This window comes from Pseudomonas sp. BIGb0381 (assembly GCF_024809815.1).
Taxonomy (GTDB): Bacteria; Pseudomonadota; Gammaproteobacteria; order Pseudomonadales; family Pseudomonadaceae; genus Aquipseudomonas.
In genome coordinates, this window is the sequence record NZ_JANUEN010000002.1 from 18,128 (window position 1) to 43,749 (window position 25,622).

The window sequence follows — 25,622 nt, forward strand, 5'->3', positions numbered from 1 at the left end:
CCTAGAAAATCAAGCGGCGTCAGCCGAGGTAATTGCCGTAGCCGACCATGGCGATAGCGCCGAGGATCACCGCGATGCCCGCCACCAGCACGCCCTTGTTGGCCGCGCTGGTGCCGTGCCATTCGCGGAAATACAGGCCCCAGCAGTTGGACACGATGATGATGAATGACATGTGCAGCACCCAGGAACTGGCGTCGTTCTGCAGGCGGCTTTCGCCCATGCCGTAGAAAAAGAACTGCAGGAACCACAGCGTGCCGGCAATGGCCACCAACAGGTAGTTGCCCAGCAGCGGGGTGCTGCGGTCGGTGTAGTTATGAAAGGTGCGGTTGCGCCAGTTCAGCCACAGGCACCAGATGCCGTTGGTGGTCAGGCCGCCCCACATGATCACCATGAAGGTCACGTTGTTCTGGAACAGGCTGTTGGCGCCATGTTCCACCGCCGCCGCCGCCAGTGGGCGACCGGCGGAAATGCCGTAGCTGAAACAGGCACTCAGCACGCCGGAAATCACCGCCACCAGCATGCCCTTGCCCAGGGCGAATTCGCTGACGCTGGCGAACTTCACCGCTGCGGACACTTCCCGTTCCTTGATCAGCCCGGCCTTGCCGCACACTGCGATGCCGATCAGCGATACCGCCACGCCCCAGAGCACCCAATGCCCGCCTTGTGAGGCCAGCATCGAGGTCAGGGTACCTTCGGTGTCCTGGGTGAACAGGTCGCGGTACAGCGCCGGCATCAAGGCGCCGAGGGCCGAGGTGAGGCCCATGATCAGCGACATGCCTAAGGACAGGCCCAGGTAACGCATAGTCAGGCCGAAGGTCAGGCCGCCGATGCCCCACAGCACACCGAACAGGTAGGTCCAGAGCAGGGTGCCGGTGTCGGCATTGCGCAGGATTTCCACCCAGCCTGGCACCGTCAGTTGGGCGGCGATCAGCGGCACGATCAGCCAGGACACCAGGCCGCCGGTGATCCAGTAGCTTTCCCAGGCCCAGCCGCGCACCTTCTTGTAGGGGATGTAGAAACTGCCGGAAGCGAAGCCGCCGATAAAGTGCAGAATCACACCGAGGAGAATGATTTCCACGTGGTCGAATCCTTTTTATTGTTGTTGTGGGTCGGTTAATTCAAGGGCGGCTCAGCTGGAACATCGGCAGCAGGTCGACACTGACCGGCGAGCCGTCTCCATGGCTGGGCATGATGTCCTGCATATGGCGCCACCAGCGTTGCATCAGTGCGGTGCCGGGCAGTTCATCCAGGCCGTGGGTGTCTTCGTGGGTGAGCACGGCGAACAGCGCATTGGTCGCCTCATCGAGGAAAATCCGGTAATCCACCACGCCCGCGTCGAGCAGGGCCTGGGCCAGTTCCGGCCAGATCTCGTCGTGACGCCGGCGATATTCATCAGCCTGGCCCGGATTGAGGTGCATGCGAAAAGCGCGGGTCTGCATTACAGCGCTCCATGGGGTGGCGTGGGCGTGTAGATACGCACGGCGTTATGCAGGAAAAACTTGGCCTGCACGGTTTCAGGTTTGTCGGCCATGCAGCGTTTGACGAGCCCCAGGGTGGTGGCGAAATCCGCCAAGTGATCGCTGTTGGGCCAGTCGCTGCCGAAGAAGCAGCGCTCTTCGCCAAAGGCCTCCCACAGCACGGCCAGGCGGTCGTGGTAAAACGCAGTATCGGTGATCAAGCCCTGCGCCCCAAGCTGGGGAATTTCCGCCAGCTTGGCGAACACATTCGGGCGCTCGGCCAGGCGCAGCAGGTTAGCGTGGTACGCCGCCTCTTCACCCACCGGTACCTGGGCGTTGGGCAGGTGGTCGACGATGATGCGCAGTTGCGGCAATGCGTCGCTCAGCTGCAGCAGGCCTTTGAGCAAGCGCGGGTTCGGGTTGGCGCTGTCCAGGCTGCGGCCGGTGGCGGCGAGTTGGCGCAGGCCGTCGATAAACCCCGGGCGGGTCTGGTCGTGCAGCAGGTCGCGGTCCCACAGGTTGCCGTAGCGCAGGCCGAGGAACAGCGGCTCATCCGCCAGGGCCTCGAGGTCGGTGGCGAAGTCGGCGTGCAGCGGGTCCAGGTTGCCGACAAAACCGAGCATGCGCGGCTCGCGGCGCAGGGTGTGCAGCAGCCAGCGGTTGTCGTCGCGCCATGGGCTGGCTTCCACGGCAATTGCGCCGATCACATTGTGTGGGCCGGCCAGGGCCCAGTAGTCGGCAGGTAAATGGGCGGTGTACAGCCGATTGCCCGGCTCGGGCCACGGGATGCCCTGGGGGCGACGTGGGTCGAACAGGTGCAGGTGGCTGTCGATGATGGGGCCGCTATAAGGCGTCAGGGGCATCGCGCAATCCTTGTGGGATTTTGTCAGGAAAGGCCCGCACGCTAACGCGCACCGACCCGTTTCACCACCTCAGCTCTGCAGGTACACCACATGGGTATGGGTGTACTCGTAGAGGCCGTGCTTGCCGTCGGCGCCGCCGATCCCGGATTTGCGCACGCCGGCATGGAAGCCTTGCATGGCTTCGAAGTTTTCGCGGTTGACGTAGGTTTCGCCGAAGTCGATCTCGCGCACCGCGTGCATGGCCTTGCCGAGGTCGCGGGTGTAGATCGACGAGGTCAGGCCGTAGTCGCAGTCATTGGCCAGGGCGATGGCTTCGTCGAGGTCGTCGACAATCTGGATCGGCAGCACCGGGCCGAAGATCTCTTCGCGCATGATCTCCATATCGGCCCGGCACCCGGCCAATACCGTCGGCTGGAAGTGAAAGCCGGCACCCAGGTCGGCGATCTGCCCGCCACTGACCAACGTGGCGCCCTGGCTCAGGGCGGTGCGCACTTTGCGGTTGACGCTGTCCAGGCCCTGGCGATTGATCAACGGACCCATTTCCGCATCGGCCATGGCCAGCGGATCGCCGTAGCGGGTCGCGGACATGGCCGCGCTGATACGCTCGATGAATGGCTCGGCAACCTTGCGCTCCACGTACACGCGCTCGGCACAGTTGCACACCTGGCCGGTGTTGATGATGCGCGAATCGCGGATGGCTTTGACCGCCAGGTCCAGGTCGGCATCTGCCAGCACGATGGCCGGCGCCTTGCCGCCCAGCTCCAGGTTGAGCTTGGTGATATTCGGCGCGGCGGCGGCCATGATGCGTGAACCGGTGGCGACGCTGCCGGTGAAGCTGATCATGTCCACGCCCTTGTGGGTAGTCAGTGCAGCGCCGACCTGACCATCGCCGCACACCACATTGAACACGCCGGCGGGCAAGTCGGTCTGGGCCACCAGTTTGGCGAATTCAAAGCAGTTGTTCGGGGTTTCTTCGCTGGGCTTGATCACGATGGTGTTGCCGGTGAGCAGCGCCGGGGCCAGCTTGCGGGCGATCAGGAAGAACGGGAAGTTCCACGGCAGGATCCCGGCCACCACGCCCAACGGTTTGCGGAACAGGAAGATGTTTTCGTTGGGGCGGTCGCTGGTGATGATCTCGCCTTCGATGCGGCGCGCCCATTCGGCCATGTAGTCGAGGTAGTCGGCGGTGAAGTTCACTTCGACCTCGGCCAGGCCGCTGACCTTGCCTTGCTCCAGGGTAATGGTGCGGGCCAGGTGGGCGACGTTTTCCCGCAGCTTGGCGGCGATGCGGCGCAGATGCCCGGCGCGTTCGATCGCGGGTTTGCGCGCCCAGTCTTTTTGCGCACTGCGGGCCGCGGCGAGGGCCTGGTCGACGTCGTCGGCGGTGGACGCCGGGACCTTGGACAACAAGACCCCGGTCGCCGGGTTGAACACATCGATGTGCGCCTGGCTTGGGGTAAAGCGGCCGTTGATAAAGTTCTGGTACACGGGAACGGATGGCATGGGCAGCTCCTCAGTAAGTGCGCGATGGCGCGTTCGTTTCAGCGGCAGGGCGGTAGCGGGCCAGGGTGGCCAGGGCGCTCTGGCGCAGCAGGCTGATGTCGATGGCTACCGCGATAAAGCGGCAACCCCAGGCCTGGTAGCGGCGTGCGTCGTCTTCGTTGGGCGCCAGGATGCCGCTGGCCTTGCCGGCGGCGAGGGTGGCCTCCACCGCGTGCTTGATGCGCTCCTGCACTTCAGGGTGGCCGGGGTTGCCTGCGTGGCCGAGGCCGATGGACAGGTCGGCGGGGCCGATAAACACCGCATCCACGCCTTCCACGGCAGCAATCGCCGCGACGTTTTCCACGCCCAGGCGCGACTCCACTTGCACGATCAGGCACAGCTCTTCATGGGCGGTATTGAGGTAGTTGGCCACGCCATCCCAACGGGTGGCGCGGGTCAGGCCGCCACCGACGCCGCGAATGCCATGGGGCGGATAGCGCATGGCACGCACCAGGGCCTGGGCCTGTTCGGCGGTTTCCACCATGGGGATCATCAGGGTCTGGGCGCCGACGTCGAGCAGTTGCTTGATCAGGCTGGCGTCACTGTTGACCGCACGCACCACCGGTGCGGTGGCGTACGGGGCCACGGTCTGCAATTGGTTGAGCACGCTGGGCACGGTATTGGGCGCGTGTTCGCCGTCGATCAGCATCCAGTCGTAGCCGAGGCCGGCGACGATCTCGGCGGCGTAGCCGGTGGCAAAACCGGCCCAGATGCCATATTGGGTGGCGTCCTTGGCCAGGGCGGCCTTGAAACCATTACGGGGCATATTCATGGCGTTTTCCTCAGCGATTGTACGGACGGTGCAACTGGCAATCCGGGTTCAGGTCTACGCCGAAACCGGGCTTGTCGAGCACCGACAAGCGCATGCGGCCATTCACCGGGACCGGCTCGCCGAGCAGTTGCGGGTGGAACATCGGCACCACTTCATCGGCCTTGGGCGCCATCATCAGAAATTCGGCGAACGGGCTGTTATGGCGGGTGGCAACAAAGTGGTAGCTGTACACCGACGAGCCGTGGGGCACGACCATTGCGTTGTGGGCATCGGCCAGGGCGGAGATTTTCACCAGCTCGGTGAGGCCGCCGCACCAACCGACATCCGGCTGGATAATGTCGCAGCAGCCCATTTCCAGGAGCATGCGGAAGCCCCAGCGCGTGGCTTCATGTTCGCCGGTGGTCACCAACATGCCTTTTGGCACGTTGTTGCGCAGGGCGGCGTAGCCCCAGTAGTCGTCGGGAGACAGCGCTTCCTCGATCCACTTGAGCCCGTGTTCATGGGCGCCTATCGCCAGTTTGGTGGCGTAGTTCACATCCAGGCTCATCCAGCAATCGAGCATCAACCAGAACTCCGGGCCGACCCGTTCGCGCATGGTCGCCAGGGCTTCGAGGTTTTTGCGCAGGCCTTCTTCGCCTTCGCTGGGCCCGTGGTGCAGGGGCATCTTGCCGCCGATAAAACCCATCTTCTGCGCCAGGTCCGGGCGCGCGCCGGTGGCGTAGAACTGCAACTCGTCACGCACCGCGCCGCCGAGCAACTGGTGCACCGGCTCCTGGCGGATCTTGCCGAGCAGGTCCCACAGCGCGAGGTCCACCCCGGAAATGGTGTTGATCACCAAACCCTTGCGACCGTAGTAGAGGGTTGACTGGTACATCTGGTCCCAGATCTTCTCGAGGTCTGTGACACGTGCGCCTTCGATAAAGCGTGCCAGGTGTTTTTCGACGATATACGCCGCCGGTTCGCCGCCGGTGGTCACCGCGAAACCGACGGTGCCGTCGCTGGCTTCGACTTCCACCACCAGGGTGCCGAGCACGTTGATGCCGAAGCTGCGGCGGCTCTGGCGATACTCAGGGTATTTGCTCATGGGCGTGCAGATATGGTCGTCAATCCAATGGCCGTCGCCCTGGTCGTGGTAATCGGCGCCGCCGCCTCGCAGGACAAAGGCGCGCACGTGTTTGATGGTGAGATGACCCATGGTATGACTCCTGGAATTAAACAGTGGCCGGCGTGTTCGACGCGGTGCGGCCGGGTGAATGGATGCCCAGTACCAGCAATGCAGCGAGCACCGTGGTGGCGGACAGCAGGTACAAACCGGCCGCCGGGGAATCGAAGGCGCCTTCGGCCCAGTGCTTGATCACTGGGGCGATAAAGCCGCCGAGGGCACCGAAGGAATTGATCAACGCAATGCCGGCTGCGGCGGCGCTGCCGGCCAGGTAGCTGGAGGGGAAGGTCCAGAACACCGGCTGCACCGCGATAAAACCCGAGGCGGCAAAGCACAGCGCGAGCATGCCCAGCAGTGGGTTGGCGAAGGTCACCGAGCAGGCGATGCCGGCGGCCGCCATCAATAACGTCAGGCAGGCGGTGCGGCGGCGTTCGCCGGTGCGGTCGGAATAACCGGGGATCCACCAGGCAGCGAACAGCGCGCAGACCCAGGGAATCGCCGAAACCAGCCCGACCATCAAGCCGACCTTGGTGCCGAGCAGGCCGCCCACCTGGGTGGGCAGGTAAAACACCACGCCATACACACTGGCCTGGATCAGCAGGTACACCAGGCACAGGTACAGCACCGAGGGTTGGCACAACACGGTCAGCAGGCTGCGGCCATGGGAGGTTTTGTGTTGGTCTTCCAGGTCGAGCAGGCTCTGGATTTGCTGGCGCTCGTCCACGCTCAGCCACTTGGCGTCGGCGGGGCGATTGTCCAGGTACCAGTAGGCCCAGATGCCTACCGCGCTGGCCATCAAGCCTTCCACGGCGAACAGCCACTGCCAGCCGTGAATCCCACCGAAGCCATCCATCTCCAAGAGCAAACCGGACAATGGGCTGCCGAAGATAAAGGCCAGGGGCGCGCCAAAGTAAAAGAAGCCCATGGCCTTGCCGCGCACGGCCTGGGGGAACCAGTAGGTGAGGTAGAGGATAACGCCGGGGAAGAACCCGGCTTCGGCCACGCCCAGCAGGAAGCGCAGCACGTAGAAGCTGGTTTCGTCATGGGCGAACACCATCGCCGCCGAAATCAGGCCCCAACTGACCATGATCCGGCACATCCACAGGCGGGCGCCGACACGGTGCAGGATCAGGTTGCTCGGCACTTCCAGCAGCGCGTAGCCGACGAAGAACACACCAGCGCCAAAGGCAAAGGCGGCATCGCTCAAACCGGTGTCGGCCTGGAAGGCTTGCTTGGCGAACCCGACGTTGGCGCGGTCGAGAAACGCCATGATGTACATCAACAGCAGGAAGGGCAGCAGCCGCCAGGAAATCTTGGCGAGCAGGTGTGCGGGCAGGGTTTTCATGAGGAGGTCCGTTGTTTTGTTCTTATGGACCGGACTGTACGGCGGCCGAGCAATGCGCTACAAATCGAATCTCGCTTACAACCGATAACCTCAGGGTATCGATAATAAGGAAAAAAATGCGTAGTCCCACGATCTCTCCCAGCCTGTTCAACCGTCTGCGCTACAAGCACTTGCATATGCTGGTGGCGCTGAGTTCCAGCCAGAACCTGCACCGCGCCTCCCAGGCCCTGAGCATGTCGCAACCGGCAGCCACGCGTATGCTGCGCGAGATCGAGGACATGTTCGGCTGTGACCTGTTCGAGCGCCTGCCACGGGGGATGCGTCCTACGGCACTCGGCCAGCAACTGATCAATTTTGCCGAATCGGCACTGAGCGGTCTCGACCGTTGCGCCGAAGACCTGATGGCGCGCCAGCAGGGCGGGTATGGCTACTTGTCCATCGGCACCATCATGGGCGCCGCGCCGGACCTGGTGATGGACTGCATTGCGCAGATCAAGGCGCTCAACCCGCAACTGCGTATCCGCATCATGGGCGACACCAGCGACCAGGTGATCCAACTGCTGGAGCGGGGGCGCATCGACCTGGCCATCTCCCGGCGCAACGCTGCCACCGACAGCGAGCACTACAGCTTCGAACCCCTGGGCAACGAGCGTCTGTTGGTGGTGGTGCACGCCGGCCACCCATTGGTCCGACGCGGCCAGCTATCCCTGGCGGAGCTGGTGCGCGACTGGCCGTGGATCCTGCAACCGCAAACCAGCCCGGCGCGTATCGGTTTCGACCAGGCCCTGCAAGACCTGGCGCTGCCAAGCCCGGCGGACATCATCGAATGCAGCTCGGTGTACTCCATGCAGCAGTTGATCCAACTGACCGACGCGGTGATGGTGCTGTCGGAAAGTGCCTTGCGTGATTATCTGAAAATGGGCCTGGTGGTCGCGCTGCCGGTGGCCCTGGACGTGCGGCTGGCGCCGTTTGGCATCTTGTTGCGCAAGGGCGAGGGGGTGAGCCGCGAATTGGGCTTGTTTATTGACCTGCTGCGGCAGAAGGCGGCGATGCTGTAAACGCGAGGTTGAAAAGATCATGGTGTCCCGGCACGATATTAAATAGAATGAATCTCATTTGAGACTCAATCGCGCCGTGCAGGTTGTTGCCATGAATGATGCTGTTGTCCCCACGCACGCCCCCGAACTGACGCTATCAAGCTTGTACCGTGACCATCGCAGTTGGCTGGAAAGCTGGCTGCGGCGGCGACTGGGCAATGCCTGGGATGCGGCCGACCTGAGCCAGGACACGTTCCTGCGGGTGCTTGCCAGTGCGCAGCCGATTGCGCAGATGCAGGAACCCCGGGCGTACCTGGTGACGGTGGGCAAGCGCCTGCTGGTGAATTTTCATCAGCGCCGCAGCCTCGAACAGGCGTATCTCAATGCCCTGGCCACCTTGCCCGACACCTGTGTGCCGTCGCCCGAACAGCGCTGGCTGGTGCTGGAAACCCTGCAAGCCCTGGATGAATTGCTCGACGGCTTGCCCGTGCTGGTGCGCCGTGCGTTTCTATGGAGCCAGCTGGAGGGCCTGGGTTACCGCGAGATTGCCGAGCGTCTTGACGTGTCCGAACGTACGGTGAAGCGCTACATGGCCCAGGCCTATGAGCATTGCCTGCTGGTGGAGCTGTGAGCCGCGACGTCGCGCGCGCCGCCGCCCAGTGGCTGGCGCTGCTCGAATCCGGCGCGGCCACCGAGCGCGATCACGCCGCGTTGCAGCATTGGCGCGACAGCCATCCCCAGCATGAACAGACCTGGCAAAGAGCCCAGACCTTGCGCCAGCGTTTCAGCGACTTGCCCCAGGCGCTCGCGATGGCCAGCCTCGACCGCCCGCAACCGGGGCGACGTGCCGTGCTCAAGCGTGCCTTGGGCGTGGCGGCGCTGCTGCCGACGGCATGGTTGATCAGCCGCCAGTTGCCTATCGAAGCCTGGCGTGCCGACGTGCACACCGCCACCGGCGAACGCAAACGCATGCCGTTGGCCGAGGGTGGCAGCCTGCAACTGAATACCGCTACAGCCGTAGACGTGGACCTGGCACAACGGCGCATCACCCTGGTCGACGGTGAGCTGGCGCTGAACGTTCCGGGCGCGGCGGCGATGACGGTGCAAACCCGCTACGGCCAATTGCTCGTCAGCCAGGCCGAGGTGTGCGTGCGGCAACTGCCTTCCGGCTGCCTGGTGTCGGTGCTCAAGGGCGCGGTGCAGGTGCGTGATTTGAGCGCAAACCTGGCGACATTGCAGGGGGGGCAGCAAGCACCGCTGAAAGCCGGCGGACTTGGCGCCTGGGTGCCGTTCGATGTGCTGCAGCTGGGTTGGCGCGACGGCGTGTTGACCGCACAGAACCAGTTGCTGGGGGATTTTCTGCGCGAGCTGGAACGCTATCGTCCGGGCGTATTACGCTGGGATCCCAGCCTGGAAACGCTGCGGGTGACCGGCAGTTTTCGCCTGGATGACACCGACCGCATCCTCGGCCTGCTGGCCTCGACCCTGGGGTTGGAGGTGCAATCTCGAACCCGTTATTGGGTGAGCCTGCGCAAGGCGGCTTGATGCGCTTTGTGGCAAGCCTGCTTGTTGTGGTGAGCGGGCTTGCCCCGCGCTGGGCTGCGAAGCAGCCCCAATCAGGATCCCTGTGTTCTGTCAGGTAAACCGCAGCGCCTGGCTTTGGGTCTGCTTCGCAGCCCAGCGCGGGACAAGCCCGCTCGCCACAGGTTACGAGTAGTCCTCAGATCACGTGGGCACGCTGCAACTCGGTCAAGGCCAGCGCCTTGAGCCGGGCCAGCAACGGATCACGTCGGTCTCTCGGGTGCGGCAGGTCGACCGCCAGTGCCTGGCGAATGCTGCTCGGTTGGTTGTCCATCACCAGCACCCGGTCTCAGGGGTTGTCATCGCTGATACCGATGTTCTGCTCCACCGTGAGCCCAGGCATCAGGCGTGGTTCCCGAAACACAAACACCACTTCGCCTTCGAGGCTGCGTCAGGCGCACTGCCGACCCAGGATCGAGTCGCGGCCGACGCAGCCTTGCCGGGACTCGAAAGCTGCTACCGGGGGGGGGAGCAAATTGTTGATCGGCTGTTGATGGGGCAACAGCTTGTATATTTCTATATGGAATAAATAAATAGTTATATATTCCTTTTAATGTTCTCTCGGATAACGCACTTTGAGGGCCTGCGCATTCGTGCGGATTGACCCAACAGCCAAAAGGAAAGCCGACATGACCATTAAAGCGATCAACGTGCGCAACCAGTTCAAGGGCGTGATCAAGGAAATTCTGCTGGGGGAGGTGGTGTCCGAAATTGACGTGCAAACCGCATCCGGCATCGTCACTTCGGTGATCACCACCCGCTCGGTGCGTGACCTGGAATTGAAGGTAGGCAGCGAAGTGATTGCCTTTGTGAAGTCCACCGAAGTGTCCATCGCCAAGCTGTGACGCCCACCTGATGTGGGAGCGCTGCTCCCACATTGATAAAACCTGCGACGGTGCCTTAGCGCTGCTGCAGCGCACGCTCCATACGTTGCAGACCCTCTTCCAGCAAGGCCCGTGGGCAGCCGAAGTTCAGGCGCACGAACTGCTGGCTGTCGTCACCGAACTCGATCCCCGCACTCAGTCCGACCTTGGCCTGCTCCAGGAAGAAGTGCTGTGGGTCATCCAGGCCCAGGGCGCTGCAGTCCAGCCAGGCGAGGAATGTGCCTTGCGGCGCATGCATCACCACGCCGGGCAAGCGGGTTTGCACGGCCTCGAACAGGTAATCGCGGTTGGCTTGCAGGTACTGCTTCAGCGCGTCGAGCCATTCACCACACTGGCTGTAGGCGGCGCGGGTGGCTTCCAGGCCCAGGGGGCTGACGCTGTCGACCATGCCGCAGCGGGCCTGGTTGAAGCGCTCGCGAATCTCGGCGTTCTGGATCACCGCAAAGCAGGTCTTCAAGCCGGCTACGTTGTAGGCCTTGCTCGCCGACATCAGCGTGATGGTGCGCTGGGCAATCTCGTGGCTGAGGCTGGCGGTGGGGATGTGGCGGCGGCCGTCGAAGCACAGCTCGGCGTGGATTTCGTCGCTGATGATCAGCGCGCCGTTTTCCAGGCAGGCATTGGCCAAGGCCTGCAGTTCTTCGCGGGGGAAGACCTTGCCGATCGGGTTGTGCGGGTTGCTCAGCAGCAGTGCGCCGGCGCCGGTCAGGGCCTCGCGCAGGGCGGGCATTGGCGTGATGTATTCAGCGCCGCGCAATTGGAACGGTACTTCGATGCGCGGCAGGTTCCAGTGGCCGGGCGCCAGGCGAATCGGGCGATAGTTGGGGGTTTGCAGCACCACCGGCTGGCCCGGTTGTACAAAGGCGTGCAGCGCCATATTGAAGCCAGGCTCAACGCCGGGCAGGAACAGCAGGTCGTCGGGCTGTACGCGCCAGGCGTACTTGGCCCACAGGTCGGCCACGATGGCCTCGCGTACATCCGGGCCGGCCACGCTGTAGCCGAGAATCTGCTGGTCGACGCGAGCGTGCAGGGCCTGGAGAACGGCGGGCGGCGCGGCGATGTCCATGTCGGCGATCCACATCGGCAACACATCGGCCGGGTAACGGTTCCATTTGGTACTGCCAGTGCCGAGGCGGGGGTGGATCGTGTCGAAATCAACGCTCATGAAGGGGCTCGTGTCAGGGAGGGCAGACGGGAATGGCGATGATTCTAACGGGATAAAATCCAGATGCCAGCCCCGTCTTTACAGGCCCTGGTTGCCCCGAATCAAGTCATACGCCTTGCGCGCAATCGGGTTTGCCGTATTCGGCCGAATCCACAGGTAGTACGTGACCTCCGGCAACCTCGGCAACCCATCCGTTTCGCCCAGCACGCGCATATCCGGGCCGAGCATTTCCATGCTGCGCGGCGTCACCCCCAGGTCTGCGCGAGTGGCCGCTTTAATGCGAAGACCTGCAGCGCGGCTTTGCCCTGGCGGGCTGAGGATGACCGCTCCCGCGCAAGGCGGGTGCGGTACAGGGGTGTCAGCGATTGACCAGTTTCGCCGGCAACGCGATGACCAGGAAGCTGCTGAGGATCAGGCAGCCGGCAAAGAACCACAGCGCGCCGGCGCTGCTGCCGGTGACGTCGATCGCCACCCCCATCAACGAGTTGCTCACCAGGCCGGCGATATTCGCCAGCGAGCACGCCAGGGCAAAACCGGTGGCGGCGGCGGTGCCTTTGAGAAAGGTCGCCGGCAGGCTGAAGAACACCGGCACTGCGCCGATGATCGCCGCCGAAGCAATCGCGAACAGCGCCACGGTAGCCGCGACGTTATGGGTGAAGAAGGTGCTGGTGGCCATCGCCGCCGCGCCGATGAAAAACGGCACGATGATGTGCCAGCGGCGTTCGCGGTGTTTGTCGGAGCTGGCGCCGATCAACAGCATGCCCAGCAGGGCGGCGACGCTCGGCAGGGCGGTGAGGATGCCGATATGGAAGGTGTCGGTGACCCCGGCGTTGCGGATGAACGTCGGCATCCAGAAGCCCATGGCGTAGGCGCTGAGCAGGATCGAGAAGTCGATGCCGCCGAGCATCCACACCTTGAGGTTGAAGAATCCGTCACGGAAGCTGTGCTTGCTGCCGGCGCCATCGGTGTCGTCCTTGCGCAGTTCGGTTTCGAGCAAGGCTTTTTCTTCGTCCGACAACCATTTGGCTTGCTGGTAGGTGTTTGGCAGCGCCCAGAACGTCAGCGCGCCGAGCACTACGCTGGGTACCGCCTCGATCAGGAACAGCCATTGCCAGCCGCGCAGGCCGCCGATGTGGTCGAAGTGGCCCATGATCCAGCCAGACAACGGGCCGCCGATCACGCTGGACAGCGGCAGGCCGATCATGAACAGCGCAATGATGCGCCCGCGCCGATGGGTGGGAAACCAGGTGGTCAGGTAGTACAGCACGCCAGGCAGGAACCCGGCTTCGGCGGCGCCGAGCAGGAAGCGCAGGATGTAGAACTGGGTCGTGGAGGTGACCAGCATGGTGCAGGCCGACAACAGGCCCCAGGTGATCATGATGCGCGCGATCCAGATCTTCGCGCCGACCCGCTCCAGTACCAGGTTGCTGGGGACTTCAAAGAGGATATAGCCGACAAAGAACAGCCCGGCGCCGAGGCCGAACGCGGTTTCGCTGAACTGCAATTGGTCGAGCATCTGCAGTTTGGCGAAGCCGATGTTGATCCGGTCGAGGTAAGCGGCCAGATAACAGAAGCACAGGAAGGGAATCAGCTTCCAGGTGATCTTGTGGTAAAGCGTGTTGACCGGATCGGCGACTGTGGTCGCGGGCGCTGCATTCGCAATGGGCATCGGGTGTCTCCTGGCGGTGACTTATGGTTTTTATACAGCCGCTTTTGTTTCAGCACTTCGGAATGCTGTCGAAGCGGCTTCCAAAGGCAGTGTCAGAATTGTTCTGCAGGTGCCGTGCTCTGTGGCGCGGTTGGGGGTAAGGCCTCATTGCTCCCTGAACTTGCTCATGGCCTCCTGCTTGCTCACCACGTCGCCGTACTTGCTGTCGATGTCGAACAGGTTGGCTTCATGGGGTGCCGGGTGTCGATCACCGACGCACTCACGCACGACGATGGTGCGAAACCCATGCTGCACTGCGTCCACCGCCGTCGCCCGAATGCAGCCGCTGGTGGAACAGCCGGCCAGCACCACCGTGTCGATACCCTGGGCATGCAGCATCGAAGCCAGGCTGCTGCCGAAAAACGCGCTGGCGTACTGCTTGGTGATCACCACTTCATCGGCTTGAGGCAGTACCTCGGCGCAGAACGCCGCCAGTGGGTTGCCTTCGACCATGTCTTTCATCACCGGGGCTTTTTTCACCCAGATACCGCCATCGGCGAAATGGCCGGGATGGTAGCGGATATTGGTGTGCACCACCGCAATCCCGTGCTGACGTGCGGTAGCCAACAGTTCGATGCTTTCAGCCACGGCGACAACCACTTCGGGTGCATATAACGGCGCGCCTTCGGTGGTGTAGCCCTGCATGAAGTCGATCATCAGCAGCGCGGCTTTCTTGCCGAAGCCGATGCGGTTGCCCCACACGCCCTGGTAGTTGGCGTTGGCGGATTGTTCGCTCATCTTTTCAATCCCTCATTTTCGAACAGGGCTCACTTCAGTACGCACCGGAGAGCAGGGCGCCCGCACCGGGAACGATGGGTTCCAGGTCCAGAGCCTTGAGCATGGCGTAGGTGGTGGCGATGGCGGCGGTGAGCACCGGCTTGCCGGTTTGCGCCTCGACCTTGGCCACCACCGGCAGCGACTGCATCTGCACGCAAGCCGACAACACGATCACGTCGACGCCTTCCAGGTTCATGCCGGCAACGATGGCCGGCAGGTTGGCCGGGTCGTGGCGGGCCACCTCGAGGTTGTCGGGGATCTCCAGCGCGCGCCAGTCCACCACCTCGAAGCCTTCTTCGCGGATGTAGTTCACCACCAGCTCGGTCAGCGGTTTCATGTACGGCGCGACAATCGCGATGCGCTTGGCGCCCATCACCTGCAAGCCTTCGATCAGCGCACCGGCGCTGGTGATCACCGGGGCGTTGGCGTCGTTATCGGCGGTGGCCTTGCGCAGGCGTTGTTCGGATTTGCGGTGGTAACCCAAGCCCATGGCCATGATCGCCACCAGGCACGCATACCCCAGCACGTCGACCTTGGCGTCGGACAGTTCGACGGCGCAGCGGTCGGATTCGCCGTCCATGGCCGCCAGTTCTTCCTTGCGCACTTGCTTCATGCGCATGCGGCTGGAGTGGAAGGTAAAGCGCTCGGGGCGGATCGCCTGGCGTGCGGTGAGCATGGCGGGGATCTCGGTCTCCATGGTGGTGTTGGAGCTTGGCACTATCTGGCCGATGCGGTAGGGCTTCTGCATGGAAGTGTCCTTATTGTTGTGTGAGGAAGTCGCCGAGGGCATCGAAGAAACCTTCAAGGTCATCCCACGGAATCATGTGTCCGGCATTCGGCACGCGGACCACCTGGATGCGCGCTTGCAGGTCCTGGATCTCGGCGATGTCCTCGTCGAGGATCACGCCGCCGCGTCCGGCCACCATCAATAGGGCTGGGGCCATGAGGTGGGGCAGGTCCTGGTGGAAGTCCACCGTGTGGAAGTCATTGAAGGCGCGCACGATGGCGGGCTCAAAGCAGGTGTGCAGCCATTCGGCGCGCAGGTGCAGTTGCTCGTCGGTCCAGGTGGCGCAGAAGGCGCGCATCGCCTGTGCATCCATGCCGACCAGGGATTGACGGATCGAGTCGACGTACCACGGCAATTTGCTCGGATACTCGCGTCGGCCCGGGCCGGATACCGGTGGGTCGATCAACACCATGCGGTTGACGCCCTGGGGATGCAGCACGGCGCTGCGCACCGCAAAGCGCGCGCCCATGGAGTGGCCCATCAGGTGGTAGCTGTCCAGGTTCAGCGCATCGGCAAAGGCACCGACGTCCTCGGCGCAGGTATCCGCGCTGTAATCCAGCTCCGGACCCGTCGAGGACAGCCCGCGCCCGCGTACATCCAGCACGTAGGTGTCGAACTGCGCGCCCAGGCGCTCGGCCACGAAGCCCCAGGTGATCGCCGGGCTGGTGATGCCCGGGATCAGAATCAGAGTCGGGCCTTTGCCGCCATAGCGCAGGTAATGCTGGCGAATGCCATTGGCCTGGACGTTGCCGCCGTAAAGGAAGGTACTCACGCGGCCACCCCCGATTTGAGCGGCTGGGCGTAGAGGTCATAGCCATAGACCCAGGCCGGGTCTTCCTGGGTGCGCAACCAGGTGTTGGCGTTCGATACGGCCTGCACTCGGGATGCGCGCTCCTTGCGGTTGGCTTCGTAGAGTCCAAAGGCCGTGCGGTAGTCGCTGATGCCGGTTTCCTGCAGGCAGCGGGTGAGCATCGCGGCGTCTTCGATGGCCATGCCGGCGCCTTGGGCCATGTGTGGCTTCATCGGGTGGCAGGCATCGCCCAGCAGCACCAGACGGCCACGGCTCCACAGCGGCAACGGGTTGCGGTTGCGCAACGGCCACTTGGTCACGCTTTCGGTGCTCTCGATCAACGCCTGCACGGTGGGATGGTAGCCCTTGAAGGCGTCGAACATCTCTTCGCGGCTGCTGTCGACGAACGCGCCCTGGAAGTCCCATTCGGCATGGGGCACGCCGGTCACGTAGTAGTACTCGTCGCGCTTACCGGTGGTGTAGTAGACCATCATGTGGCGGTCCTCGGTCCACCATTTGATGCAGTCCTCGAACTTCAAGTCGTACTTGGCCAATTGGTCGCCACGGATCAGCGCGCGGTGCGCGACCCAGCCGCTGTACAACGGCTTTTCCGCGCCGAGCAGTTCCTCGCGAATCTTTGAATTGATGCCGTCGGCGCCGATCACGATGTCGGCATAGGTCACTTCGCCGTCAGCGAAGGTCAGGCGCACCTGGGTGTCGGTTTCTTCGAGGGTTTCCAGGCGCTTGTTGAAGTGCAGGGTGCCAGGCTTGAGGGTGGACATCTGCAGGGCGTGCAGGTCGCCGCGGTGCACGGTGATGTAGGACGCGCCATAGCCGGTGAGCGGGATACGCGAGAGGTATTCACCGCTTTCGCCGCAACGACTGAACCAGTACTCGGGGTGCGAGCCCATCAGGTCCAGCTGCTTTTCGATGCCCATGCGGCGGAAGATTTTCATGATGTTGGGGCCCATGTGGATCCCCGCGCCCAGCCGGGAGAACTCGGGTGCCTGCTCGTAGATGTCGACGTCGAAGCCGGCTTGCTGCAACAGGGTGGCTGCAGCTGCACCGCCCAGGCCGGCACCGACGATAGCGATTTTTTGTGTGCTTCCCATGGGGCGTGATCCTCTGTCTCTTTGATTGTCGGCGGCATCTGTCCGCGAGTTTTTTAGTGTATACGCTACGTTTTTAAAATTGAAAGCCCAAGTTAATGAAATTGTTTTTTGGCTGCATTCGTCATCTGTACTGTATTTATCCCTGTATCTGTTGGGTATGTGTGAAAAGGTAACGTTTTTGTGCGGTGCTTGCAGTCCGCCTTCAATTCAGGTCTTATCAATATTAATTGGCGTGTACGCTATATAAATGCACCAGTGTGAAGCGCGATGCCTGAACGTGGTGCAGCCCCACAGGAGACAGGAAAATGCCGGTAAGCGATTGCGAACTGACCCAGATGTTTGAACACGTGCTGAAGCTGTCGAAGGTCGATCCGACTCAGAGCGTTGCCGTGCTCAAGAGCCATTACTCCGACCCGCGCACCGTGCGCGCCGCGATGGATGCGGCGCAGCGCCTGGGGGCCAAGGTGTATGCGGTGGAGCTGCCATCGTTCAACCATCCACGGGCGATGGGCAATGACATGACCGCCTACTGCGGCGACACCGCGCTCACCGGCAATCTCGCCGCCCAGCGCGCCCTGGAGGCGGCCGACCTGATCGTCGACACCATGATGCTGCTGCATTCGCCGGAGCAGGAGCAGATCCTCAAGACCGGCACGCGCATCCTGTTGGCGGTGGAACCGCCGGAAGTGCTGGCGCGCATGCTGCCCACCGAGGCCGACAAGGTGCGTGTGCTGGCCGCCGAGCAGTTACTGAAAAAGGCGCGTTCGATCCATGTGAAGTCCCGCGCCGGCAGTGATTTCCGCGCCGCATTGGGGCAGTACCCGTCGGTGACCGAGTACGGTTTTGCCGATGAGCCGGGGCGCTGGGACCATTGGCCGAGCGGTTTCCTGTTTTCCTGGCCCAATGAAGAAACCGCCGAGGGCGTGCTGGTGCTGGATGTCGGCGATATTCTGCTGCCGTTCAAGACCTATACCCGCGAGCAGATCACCCTGGAAATCGAGAAGGGTTTTATCACCGGGATCCACGGCGGTTTCGAGGCCGAGTACCTGCGTGACTACATGAAGTACTTCAATGATCCCGAGGTGTACGGCATCTCCCATATCGGCTGGGGCCTGCAGCCACGGGCGCAGTGGACGGCCATGGGGCTGCACGACAAGAATGACGGCATGTGCATGGATGCGCGGGCGTTCTATGGCAATTTCCTGTTTTCCACCGGGCCGAATACCGAAGTGGGTGGCACACGCAAGACGCCCTGCCATATGGATATTCCGCTGCGTAACTGCGATGTGTATCTGGATGATGAGGCGGTGGTCATTGGCGGGGATGTGGTTGCCCCAAAAGCTTCCCTGGCACGCTGAAAATCCAATGTGGGGGTCAAGTCCCCCACATGTTTGACCGAGTTTCTTCAGTGGGAAACTTGAGTACATCCAATAACGCGGCCATCATGCCCACCCATCGCCAACCACCCACCGAGCTCGCCGTGCCTGATTCCTACGTTTTTTCTGAACAAGTTGGCCACCTGCTGCGCAAGGCCTACCAGCGCCACCTGGCGATTTTTCAGCAGAATGTCGGCGATTCCCAGCTTACCGCCGTGCAGTTCGTCACCCTGTGTGCGTTGCGCGATCACGGTGCAAGTTCCCTCACTGAACTGGTCAAGGCCACGGCCGTGGACCAGGCGACCATTCGCGGGATTGTCGAGCGGCTCAAGGCCAAGGAACTGATCACCCTTGAGCCCGACCCGCAGGACAAGCGCAAGGTGGTGGTCGATCTGTCTGCCGCCGGCGCCGAGTTGGTCGCGCAAACCACGCCCCGCGCCGCACAGATCAGCGAATTGACCATGAGCAACCTCAACCCTGCCGAACGGATCGCGGTGCTGTTTCTGTTGCGCAAGATGATCGACGATCCCCAGGAATAAAGCCGGCTGGCATCGTTTTTGCTCTGTGTTGATGTAGCAGGCACTTCATCAGTCAAGTGTGTCGTGAGACCCCAGGTTCGCGACGCTTTTTTTTGGCTTATTAATGTAGTGCCTACTTCATCAAATGATTCGGGCGAAGCAAATGATCAGCCAGCACATCACGGTAGCGCTTGAGGTCAATGGGCAAACCAGCGAAGTCAGCGCCATGGCGGATACACCGCTGTTGCTGGTACTGCGCAATGATCTGCAACTCAACGGCCCCAAGTACGGCTGCGGCCTGGGCGAGTGCGGTGCGTGCACCGTGATCATCGATGGCGTCGCTGCGCGGTCGTGTGTATTTCCGCTGTCGGGCGCGGTGGGGCGCAAGATCGTCACCCTCGAAGGCCTCGGTACCCGCGAGGCGCCGCACCCGGTGCAGCAGGCCTTTATCGATGAGCAGGCCGCGCAATGCGGCTACTGCCTCAACGGCATGATCATGGCCACCAAGGCCTTGCTCGACCGTAACCCCAGCCCCAGCGAAGCCCAGGTGCGCCTTGAGCTGGCGGGCAACCTCTGCCGCTGCGGCACCCATATCGAAATCCTTCGCGCGGTGCTGCGAGCCGCGCGCCTGATGAACGTGGATGGATCACCATGACCGACACCCCGCTTTCCCGTGACCAGTGGCTGGCCAAGACCGGCGTTCTGTTGATCGTCGATGACGTGCTGCCGCCTTCGGGGCCGGTGGCCAAGGGGGGTACGCCCAGCGTGAAGCCCAAGGAGCTGGGGCTGTTTATTGCCGTCAACGATGACGGCCTGGTGTACGCATTCAACGGCCATGTGGACCTGGGCACCGGCATACGTACCGCGCTGGCGCAGATCGTCGCCGAGGAACTCGACCTGAGCATGAAGCAGGTGAAGATGGTGCTCGGCGATACCGAGCGCGTGCCGAACCAGGGCGCGACCATTGCCAGTGCCACGTTGCAGATTTCCGCGATCCCACTGCGTAATGCGGCGGCGGAGGCGCGGCGCTTCTTGCTGGCGCGGGCGGCGGGGCGCTGGGGCGTAAGCACGGCCAGCCTCAGGGTGGAAGGCGGCATGATTCACGGCGTCGACGGGCGTACCAGCACCTACGCGGAACTGGTCAGCGGCCAGCACGACCAGTTGCGCATCAGCGGCGATGCGCCCCTCAAGGCCGTCGAGGACTATCGCCTGGTGGGCAAGGGCGCTGCGCGGGTAGACATCCCGGGCAAGGCCACCGGTGAACTGACCTATGTGCACGATATGCGTGTGCCGGGCATGCTCCACGGCCGGGTGATCCGCCCGCCGTATGCGGGGCTTGATTGCGGTGACTTTGTCGGCAACAGCCTGCTGCGCGTGGATGAAGATTCCATCGCCCATATCCCCGGGATCGTCGCGGTGGTGGTGATCCGCGATTTTGTCGGCGTGGTGGCGCTGCGCGAAGAGCAGGCGATCAAGGCTGCCCAGGCGTTGCAGGTGCATTGGAAACCCTGGAATACCGCGCTGCCGGACATGGGCGATGTGGAACAGGCCATCCGCGATAACCCACGGGTGCGCCGCACCGTGCTCGACCAGGGCAATGTCGACGCCGCCCTGGCCGACGCCAGCCAACGCATGCCGCGTACGTACCTGTGGCCATACCAGATGCATGGCTCCATCGGTCCCTCCTGCGGGCTGGCCGATTACTCGCCGGCCGGCAGCCGCGTGTGGTCCGGCAGCCAGAACCCGCACCTGCTGCGCGCCGACCTGGCGTGGTTGTTGGAATGCGATGAGGCGCTGATCGAGGTCATCCGCATGGAAGCTTCCGGCTGTTACGGACGCAATTGCGCCGACGATGTGTGCGCCGATGCCTTGCTGTTGTCCCGAGCGGTGGGCAAGCCGGTGCGCGTGCAATTGAGCCGCGAACAGGAACACCTGTGGGAGCCCAAGGGCACCGCGCAGTTGATGGAGGTGGACGGCGGCCTCAACGCCGATGGCAGCATCGCCGCCTACGACTTCGACACCAGCTACCCCTCCAACGGCGCACCGACCCTGGCTCTCTTGCTCACCGGCCGCGTCGAACCGCTGGCGGCGATGTTCGAGATGGGCGACCGCACCTCGATTCCGCCCTACGACATCGACAACCTGCGCGTGACCATCAACGACATGGCGCCCATCGTGCGCGCGTCGTGGATGCGCGGCGTGTCGGCGTTGCCCAACACCTTTGCCCACGAGTCCTATATCGATGAGCTGGCCTTCGCGGCCGGCGTCGACCCGGTGGAATACCGCCTGCGCTATCTGAAGGACGAGCGCGCCATCGACCTGGTGAAATCCACCGCCGAACGCGCCAACTGGTCACCGCGCACCGCGCCGATGCAGACCGCCAGTGAAGACCACCTGCTGCGCGGTCGCGGCTTTGCCTACGCGCGCTACATCCACAGCAAGTTCCCCGGCTTCGGCGCAGCGTGGGCCGCCTGGGTAGCGGACGTGGCCATCGACAAGCACACCGGCGATGTGTCGGTGACGCGGGTGGTGATCGGGCATGACGCGGGGATGATGATCAACCCGTCTGGCGTGCAGCATCAGATCCACGGCAATGTGATCCAGTCCACCAGCCGCGTGCTCAAGGAGCGTGTGACCTTTGAAGAATCGACGGTGGCGAGCAAGGAGTGGGGCGGTTACCCGATCCTGACGTTCCCGGAGGTGCCGCAGATCGACGTGCTGATGATGCCGCGTCAGGACCAGCCGCCTATGGGCGCGGGTGAATCGGCGTCGGTGCCCAGCGCGGCGGCGATTGCCAATGCGATCTACGACGCCACCGGGATTCGTTTTCGCGAATTGCCGATCACCCCGGAGCGGGTGCTGGCGGCGCTGAATGCCGGCACGTTGGGTGAACCGGCCAGGTCGCCGGAAAAACGCCGCAAGTGGTGGTTTGGTGCGCTGTTCGCGACGTTGGGCGCGCTGCTGGCTACGGCCTGGCCGTTTCACAATGAAATCGCACCCATCGCTGCGCCGAGTGCCGGCACTTGGTCCAAGGCCACGTTGGAGCGCGGACGCTTGCTGGCGGCGGTGGGCGATTGCGCGGTGTGCCATACGGCGCCCGGTGGCGCGGTCAATGCCGGTGGATTGGCCATGGAAACCCCCTTCGGTACCCTGTACAGCAGCAATATCACCCCGGATGTAGAGACCGGCATCGGCGCCTGGTCTTATCCTGCGTTCGAGCGGGCGATGCGCGATGGCATTGGCCGCGACGGGCGCAACCTGTACCCGGCGTTTCCCTATACGGCGTTTCGCAATATCAACGATGCGGATATGCAGGCGCTGTACGCCTACCTGATGTCCCAGGCGCCGGTCAGCCAGGCGCCGACGCCGAATGCCATGGGTTTTCCGTTCAATATCCGGCCGCTGATGGCGGGGTGGAATGCGTTGAATCTGCGCCGCGGTGAAATATCGCTGCAGCCTGAGCGCAGCGAGCAATGGAATCGCGGCAATTATCTGGTGAACGGCTTGGGCCACTGCGCCGCGTGCCACTCGCCGCGCAATTTCATGGGGGCCGAGAAGGGCGGTAAGTCCTTCCTGGCGGGCGGCATGGTCGATGGTTGGGAGGCGCCGGCACTGACCGGGTTGTCGAAGGCGCCGACGCCTTGGACCGAGGACCAGCTATTCACCTATCTGAGCACCGGCTATTCCGATGCCCATGGTGTGGCGGCAGGCCCGATGGGGCCGGTGGTGAGCGAGTTGTCGAAACTGCCCAAGGCAGATATCCGTGCGATGGCGGTGTACCTGGCGTCGCTGAAGGGCGAGGCCGTTGCTGAAGTGCAGGTGGCCGCGACGGTGCCAAATCCCAATGGCCGGCGCGTGTTCGAAGGTGCGTGCAAGGCCTGCCACGCCGACGGGCTGGGGCCGAAATTGTTTGGGGTGAGCCCGTCGCTGGCAACCAATACCAATGTGTACAGCGACCAGCCGGACAATCTGATCAAGGTGATCCTGCAAGGCATCAGCAAACCTGCGACCCAGGACCTGGGCTACATGCCGGGTTTCAAGGACAGTTTGTCCAACAGCCAGGTGGCGGATCTGGTGGCGTACCTGCGCGGGCGGTTTGCGCCGAATGCGCCGGTGTGGAGTGGGGTGGAACAGAAGGTCGCGCAGCTGCGCGCCAACCCTGGTACTCACTGACACGACAGGGTTAAAGCGGTGGGAGGGGGGTCACGCCGCGCACCACCAGGTCACTGATAAACCCCAGCCAATCCTGCTGCTGCCCCTTGTTCGACAAGTCTTCGCCGAGGAATGAGCTGAGGGTGTGGCGGTTGGAGTTATAGAAGTAGCACAGCGAGGCGATCATCAAGTACACGTGCTTGAGGTCGACATCCTTGCGGAACACGCCTTGGGCCTGGCCGGCTTCGATGATCGGGCGCAATACGCCGACCGCTTCCCCCGACAGCCTGCGCAATTCGCCGGACTGCTTGGCGTGCTTGCCCTGGTGCAGGTTCTCGATGCTCAGGATCGCCACGAACTCCGGGCGCTTGACGTAGTAGTTCCAGATAAACGCGACCAGCTCGCGCAGGGCCTGCACCGGCGCATCCAGGTCCAGCTTGAGTGTGCTTTCGGCGTGGTTGAACTGCTCGTAGGTGTGTTCCAGCACGCAGACGAACAGGTGTTCCTTGCTGCCGAAATAGTAATAGAGCATGCGGTCGTTGGAGTCGGCTTCCTTGGAAATGGTGTCGACGCGCCCACCGGAATAGCCGTCGCGGGTGAACACCTTGACCGCCGCCTGCAGAATGCGTGAACGCGTCTGGTCCGCCTGTTGGGCACGAATTCCGGTCTTCTTGATCGCCATGTCAAAGCGCCTTGCAGGACAGTTTGGGCGCGAAATATAGCATGGGCTTTTTCCGCTCCGTTCTGTGACCGACAGGTTCTGTAATAAAAACGCCATTGTGCTGGGGATTAAATTCGGGGCGGGCTATTTTGGTGCGTCTCAATAACTAGAGTAGCCATGGATGAAATACCAACCTTTCAACCGCGCATTAATTGCCACCGCCTTGGTGTTGACGGTCAGCGGCGTGCAAGCCGCTTCCCAGGCCCCGGTGGCCGGTGAAAATGGCATGGTGGTGACCGCCCAGCATTTGGCCACGCATGTCGGCGTGGATGTACTCAAGGCCGGCGGGAACGCGGTGGATGCCGCCGTGGCGGTCGGCTACGCGCTGGCGGTGGTGTACCCGGCGGCGGGTAACCTGGGCGGCGGCGGCTTCATGACCGTGCAACTGGCGGATGGGCGCAAGACCTTCCTCGACTTCCGCGAAAAGGCCCCGTTGGCGGCCACCGCTGATATGTACCTGGACAAGGCCGGCAATGTGGTCGAAGGCTTGAGTGCCAAGGGGCATCTGGCTGTCGGCGTGCCCGGCACCGTGTCCGGCATGGAGCTGGCCCTGAGCAAGTACGGCACACTCAAACGCGCCCAGGTGATTGCCCCGGCGATCAAGCTGGCGGAAAACGGCTTTGCCCTGGAGCAGGGCGATATCGACCTGCTGCACACCGCCACCGGCGAGTTCGAAAAAGACAAGGATATGCGCGGGATTTTCCTGCACAACGGCCAGCCGCTGCAGGTCGGCCAGAAGCTGGTGCAGAAAGACCTGGCCAAGACCCTCAAGGAAATCTCCGCCAAGGGCAGCGACGGTTTCTATAAGGGTTGGGTCGCCAAGGCCCTGGTGGATTCCAGCCAGGCCGGCAAGGGCATCATCACCCAGGCCGACCTCGACAGGTACAAAACCCGCGAACTGGCGCCCATCGAGTGCGACTACCGTGGCTACCACGTGGTCTCGGCACCGCCGCCAAGCTCGGGTGGGGTGGTGATCTGCCAGATCATGAACATCCTCGAAGGCTACCCGATGGCTGACCTGGGCTATCACTCGGCCCAGGGCCTGCACTACCAGATCGAAGCCATGCGCCACGCCTATGTGGACCGTAACAGCTACCTGGGCGATCCGGATTTCGTGAAGAACCCGATCGAGCATCTGCTGGACAAGAACTACGCGGCCAAACTGCGTGACGCCATCGATCCGCACAAGGCCGGGGATTCCCAGGCAATCAAGCCGGGTGTGTCGCCGCACGAAGGCAACAACACCACCCACTACTCGATCGTCGACAAGTGGGGCAACGCGGTCTCGGTGACCTACACCCTCAACGACTGGTTCGGTGCGGGCGTGATGGCGAGCAAGACCGGGGTGATCCTCAACGATGAAATGGATGACTTCACCGTCAAGGTCGGCGTACCGAACATGTACGGGCTGGTCCAGGGGGAAGCCAACGCCATCGCACCGGGCAAGGCGCCGCTTTCCTCGATGAGCCCGACCATCGTGACCAAGGACGGCAAGGCCGTGATGGTGGTGGGTACACCGGGCGGCAGCCGCATCATTACGGCGACCTTGCTGACCATCCTGAATGTCATCGACTATAAGATGAATATCCAGGAAGCCGTGGACGCGCCGCGTTTCCACCAGCAATGGATGCCGGAAACCACCAACCTGGAGACCTTCGCGGTCAGCCCGGACACCCAGAAGATTCTGGAAAGCTGGGGCCACAAGTTTGCCGGGCCGCAGGATGCCAACCACTTGGCGGCGATCCTGGTGGGGGCACCGTCCCTGGAGGGTAAGCCGGTAGGTAACAACCGCTTCTATGGGGCGAATGACCCGCGTCGCAATACCGGCCTGTCGTTGGGCTACTAACCGCCCCGGTGTTGTAGTGAGCGGGGCAAG

At 62.9% G+C, this 25,622-nt stretch carries 23 protein-coding genes and 2 pseudogenes; 9 read left to right on the forward strand and 16 right to left on the reverse strand.

The window, feature by feature from the left end:
- Window positions 1-19 precede the first annotated feature (19 nt).
- The 7 genes from rhaT to M2397_RS06475 form a co-directional block, all read right to left on the reverse strand.
- A complete protein-coding gene (gene rhaT / locus M2397_RS06445; RefSeq protein WP_090404933.1) occupies window positions 20-1,078 on the reverse strand; it encodes an L-rhamnose/proton symporter RhaT in 1,059 nt (352 codons plus the stop codon).
- Window positions 1,079-1,118: 40 nt separating this feature from the next.
- Complete coding sequence (rhaM, locus tag M2397_RS06450) at window positions 1,119-1,439, reverse strand: L-rhamnose mutarotase (RefSeq protein WP_259242463.1); 321 nt, start codon at window positions 1,437-1,439, stop codon at window positions 1,119-1,121.
- Window positions 1,439-2,320 (reverse strand): amidohydrolase, encoded by an 882-nt coding sequence (locus tag M2397_RS06455; RefSeq protein WP_259242464.1) that lies wholly within the window; start codon window positions 2,318-2,320, stop codon window positions 1,439-1,441. The genes rhaM and M2397_RS06455 overlap by 1 nt, the downstream gene beginning before the upstream one ends.
- A gap of 69 nt (window positions 2,321-2,389) precedes the next feature.
- A complete protein-coding gene (gene aldA / locus M2397_RS06460) occupies window positions 2,390-3,823 on the reverse strand; it encodes an aldehyde dehydrogenase (protein WP_259242465.1) in 1,434 nt (477 codons plus the stop codon).
- A gap of 10 nt (window positions 3,824-3,833) precedes the next feature.
- Window positions 3,834-4,634 (reverse strand): aldolase/citrate lyase family protein, encoded by an 801-nt coding sequence (locus tag M2397_RS06465; protein WP_092489220.1) that lies wholly within the window; start codon window positions 4,632-4,634, stop codon window positions 3,834-3,836.
- Between the two features lie 10 nt (window positions 4,635-4,644).
- Window positions 4,645-5,829 carry an L-rhamnonate dehydratase gene (rhmD, locus tag M2397_RS06470; protein ID WP_131696511.1) on the reverse strand — a complete coding sequence of 395 codons (1,185 nt, stop codon included), beginning with the start codon at window positions 5,827-5,829 and terminating at the stop codon, window positions 4,645-4,647.
- Window positions 5,830-5,845: 16 nt separating this feature from the next.
- A complete protein-coding gene (locus M2397_RS06475) occupies window positions 5,846-7,141 on the reverse strand; it encodes an MFS transporter (protein WP_131696510.1) in 1,296 nt (431 codons plus the stop codon).
- A 116-nt stretch (window positions 7,142-7,257) separates the two neighbouring features.
- On the opposite strand from M2397_RS06475, the gene M2397_RS06480 reads away from it, so the two are divergent.
- The 3 genes from M2397_RS06480 (at window position 7,258) to M2397_RS06490 (ending at window position 9,723) form a co-directional block, all read left to right on the forward strand.
- Complete coding sequence (locus M2397_RS06480; protein ID WP_184742017.1) at window positions 7,258-8,199, forward strand: LysR family transcriptional regulator; 942 nt, start codon at window positions 7,258-7,260, stop codon at window positions 8,197-8,199.
- A 91-nt stretch (window positions 8,200-8,290) separates the two neighbouring features.
- Window positions 8,291-8,809 (forward strand): sigma-70 family RNA polymerase sigma factor, encoded by a 519-nt coding sequence (locus M2397_RS06485; protein WP_027607930.1) that lies wholly within the window; start codon window positions 8,291-8,293, stop codon window positions 8,807-8,809.
- Entirely contained in the window at window positions 8,806-9,723 is a 918-nt protein-coding gene (locus tag M2397_RS06490; protein WP_167655203.1) for a FecR domain-containing protein, read from the forward strand. Before M2397_RS06485 ends, M2397_RS06490 begins: the two co-directional genes overlap by 4 nt.
- Window positions 9,724-9,898: 175 nt before the next feature.
- Here the strand turns inward: M2397_RS06490 and M2397_RS30390 are convergent.
- Window positions 9,899-10,048: pseudogene (locus tag M2397_RS30390) on the reverse strand (ABC transporter ATP-binding protein); the annotation flags it as partial.
- Window positions 10,049-10,388: 340 nt separating this feature from the next.
- On the opposite strand from M2397_RS30390, the gene M2397_RS06500 reads away from it, so the two are divergent.
- Entirely contained in the window at window positions 10,389-10,604 is a 216-nt protein-coding gene (locus tag M2397_RS06500) for a molybdopterin-binding protein (protein WP_003173733.1), read from the forward strand.
- Window positions 10,605-10,659: 55 nt separating this feature from the next.
- On the opposite strand, the gene M2397_RS06505 is transcribed toward M2397_RS06500, so the two are convergent.
- From M2397_RS06505 to M2397_RS06535, 7 genes and pseudogenes are all read right to left on the reverse strand, one after another.
- Window positions 10,660-11,805, reverse strand: a complete 1,146-nt coding sequence (locus tag M2397_RS06505) for a MalY/PatB family protein (RefSeq protein WP_259242466.1) — start codon at window positions 11,803-11,805, stop codon at window positions 10,660-10,662.
- Window positions 11,806-11,883: 78 nt separating this feature from the next.
- Window positions 11,884-12,084: pseudogene (locus tag M2397_RS06510) on the reverse strand (LysR family transcriptional regulator); the annotation flags it as partial.
- A gap of 79 nt (window positions 12,085-12,163) precedes the next feature.
- Window positions 12,164-13,474, reverse strand: coding sequence for an MFS transporter (locus tag M2397_RS06515; protein ID WP_131696505.1), 1,311 nt, complete (start codon window positions 13,472-13,474; stop codon window positions 12,164-12,166).
- A 144-nt stretch (window positions 13,475-13,618) separates the two neighbouring features.
- On the reverse strand, window positions 13,619-14,251 hold the full coding sequence (locus M2397_RS06520; protein WP_131696504.1) for an N-carbamoylsarcosine amidohydrolase: 633 nt from the start codon (window positions 14,249-14,251) through the stop codon (window positions 13,619-13,621).
- A gap of 34 nt (window positions 14,252-14,285) precedes the next feature.
- Complete coding sequence (locus M2397_RS06525; RefSeq protein ID WP_131696503.1) at window positions 14,286-15,038, reverse strand: Asp/Glu racemase; 753 nt, start codon at window positions 15,036-15,038, stop codon at window positions 14,286-14,288.
- Between the two features lie 10 nt (window positions 15,039-15,048).
- Window positions 15,049-15,849, reverse strand: a complete 801-nt coding sequence (locus tag M2397_RS06530) for an alpha/beta fold hydrolase (protein WP_145338821.1) — start codon at window positions 15,847-15,849, stop codon at window positions 15,049-15,051.
- The gene (locus M2397_RS06535) at window positions 15,846-16,979 is read right to left on the reverse strand and encodes an FAD-dependent monooxygenase (RefSeq protein WP_145338822.1); all 1,134 of its coding nucleotides are present in this window, start codon (window positions 16,977-16,979) and stop codon (window positions 15,846-15,848) included. The genes M2397_RS06530 and M2397_RS06535 overlap by 4 nt, the downstream gene beginning before the upstream one ends.
- A 305-nt stretch (window positions 16,980-17,284) precedes the next feature.
- On the opposite strand from M2397_RS06535, the gene M2397_RS06540 reads away from it, so the two are divergent.
- From M2397_RS06540 to M2397_RS06555, 4 genes are all read left to right on the forward strand, one after another.
- Window positions 17,285-18,337, forward strand: a complete 1,053-nt coding sequence (locus M2397_RS06540) for a 2,5-dihydroxypyridine 5,6-dioxygenase (protein ID WP_131696500.1) — start codon at window positions 17,285-17,287, stop codon at window positions 18,335-18,337.
- Between the two features lie 122 nt (window positions 18,338-18,459).
- Window positions 18,460-18,894 carry a MarR family winged helix-turn-helix transcriptional regulator gene (locus tag M2397_RS06545; protein ID WP_131696656.1) on the forward strand — a complete coding sequence of 145 codons (435 nt, stop codon included), beginning with the start codon at window positions 18,460-18,462 and terminating at the stop codon, window positions 18,892-18,894.
- A gap of 142 nt (window positions 18,895-19,036) precedes the next feature.
- Entirely contained in the window at window positions 19,037-19,528 is a 492-nt protein-coding gene (locus M2397_RS06550) for a (2Fe-2S)-binding protein (RefSeq protein WP_131696499.1), read from the forward strand.
- Entirely contained in the window at window positions 19,525-23,046 is a 3,522-nt protein-coding gene (locus tag M2397_RS06555; protein ID WP_259242467.1) for a molybdopterin-dependent oxidoreductase, read from the forward strand. The genes M2397_RS06550 and M2397_RS06555 overlap by 4 nt, the downstream gene beginning before the upstream one ends.
- A 10-nt stretch (window positions 23,047-23,056) precedes the next feature.
- Here the strand turns inward: M2397_RS06555 and M2397_RS06560 are convergent, their stop codons facing one another.
- Window positions 23,057-23,707 (reverse strand): TetR/AcrR family transcriptional regulator, encoded by a 651-nt coding sequence (locus M2397_RS06560; RefSeq protein ID WP_259242468.1) that lies wholly within the window; start codon window positions 23,705-23,707, stop codon window positions 23,057-23,059.
- A gap of 160 nt (window positions 23,708-23,867) precedes the next feature.
- Here M2397_RS06560 and ggt point away from each other — a divergent pair, with 160 nt between their 5' ends.
- The gene (gene ggt, locus M2397_RS06565; protein ID WP_131696496.1) at window positions 23,868-25,592 is read left to right on the forward strand and encodes a gamma-glutamyltransferase; all 1,725 of its coding nucleotides are present in this window, start codon (window positions 23,868-23,870) and stop codon (window positions 25,590-25,592) included.
- The last annotated feature ends 30 nt before the right edge of the window (window positions 25,593-25,622 follow it).

Coding starts and splice junctions, on each gene's coding strand:
- ggt (WP_131696496.1), top strand. CDS start 23,868: ATGAAATACCAACCTTTCAACCGCGCATTAATTGCCACCGCCTTGGTG.
- M2397_RS06455 (WP_259242464.1), bottom strand. CDS start 2,320: ATGCCCCTGACGCCTTATAGCGGCCCCATCATCGACAGCCACCTGCAC.
- M2397_RS06525 (WP_131696503.1), bottom strand. CDS start 15,038: ATGCAGAAGCCCTACCGCATCGGCCAGATAGTGCCAAGCTCCAACACC.
- M2397_RS06475 (WP_131696510.1), bottom strand. CDS start 7,141: ATGAAAACCCTGCCCGCACACCTGCTCGCCAAGATTTCCTGGCGGCTG.
- M2397_RS06520 (WP_131696504.1), bottom strand. CDS start 14,251: ATGAGCGAACAATCCGCCAACGCCAACTACCAGGGCGTGTGGGGCAAC.
- M2397_RS06485 (WP_027607930.1), top strand. CDS start 8,291: ATGAATGATGCTGTTGTCCCCACGCACGCCCCCGAACTGACGCTATCA.
- aldA (WP_259242465.1), bottom strand. CDS start 3,823: ATGCCATCCGTTCCCGTGTACCAGAACTTTATCAACGGCCGCTTTACC.
- M2397_RS06505 (WP_259242466.1), bottom strand. CDS start 11,805: ATGAGCGTTGATTTCGACACGATCCACCCCCGCCTCGGCACTGGCAGT.
- M2397_RS06500 (WP_003173733.1), top strand. CDS start 10,389: ATGACCATTAAAGCGATCAACGTGCGCAACCAGTTCAAGGGCGTGATC.
- M2397_RS06550 (WP_131696499.1), top strand. CDS start 19,037: ATGATCAGCCAGCACATCACGGTAGCGCTTGAGGTCAATGGGCAAACC.
- M2397_RS06535 (WP_145338822.1), bottom strand. CDS start 16,979: ATGGGAAGCACACAAAAAATCGCTATCGTCGGTGCCGGCCTGGGCGGT.
- rhmD (WP_131696511.1), bottom strand. CDS start 5,829: ATGGGTCATCTCACCATCAAACACGTGCGCGCCTTTGTCCTGCGAGGC.
- M2397_RS06515 (WP_131696505.1), bottom strand. CDS start 13,474: ATGCCCATTGCGAATGCAGCGCCCGCGACCACAGTCGCCGATCCGGTC.
- M2397_RS06465 (WP_092489220.1), bottom strand. CDS start 4,634: ATGAATATGCCCCGTAATGGTTTCAAGGCCGCCCTGGCCAAGGACGCC.
- M2397_RS06555 (WP_259242467.1), top strand. CDS start 19,525: ATGACCGACACCCCGCTTTCCCGTGACCAGTGGCTGGCCAAGACCGGC.
- M2397_RS06560 (WP_259242468.1), bottom strand. CDS start 23,707: ATGGCGATCAAGAAGACCGGAATTCGTGCCCAACAGGCGGACCAGACG.
- M2397_RS06480 (WP_184742017.1), top strand. CDS start 7,258: ATGCGTAGTCCCACGATCTCTCCCAGCCTGTTCAACCGTCTGCGCTAC.
- rhaM (WP_259242463.1), bottom strand. CDS start 1,439: ATGCAGACCCGCGCTTTTCGCATGCACCTCAATCCGGGCCAGGCTGAT.
- M2397_RS06540 (WP_131696500.1), top strand. CDS start 17,285: ATGCCGGTAAGCGATTGCGAACTGACCCAGATGTTTGAACACGTGCTG.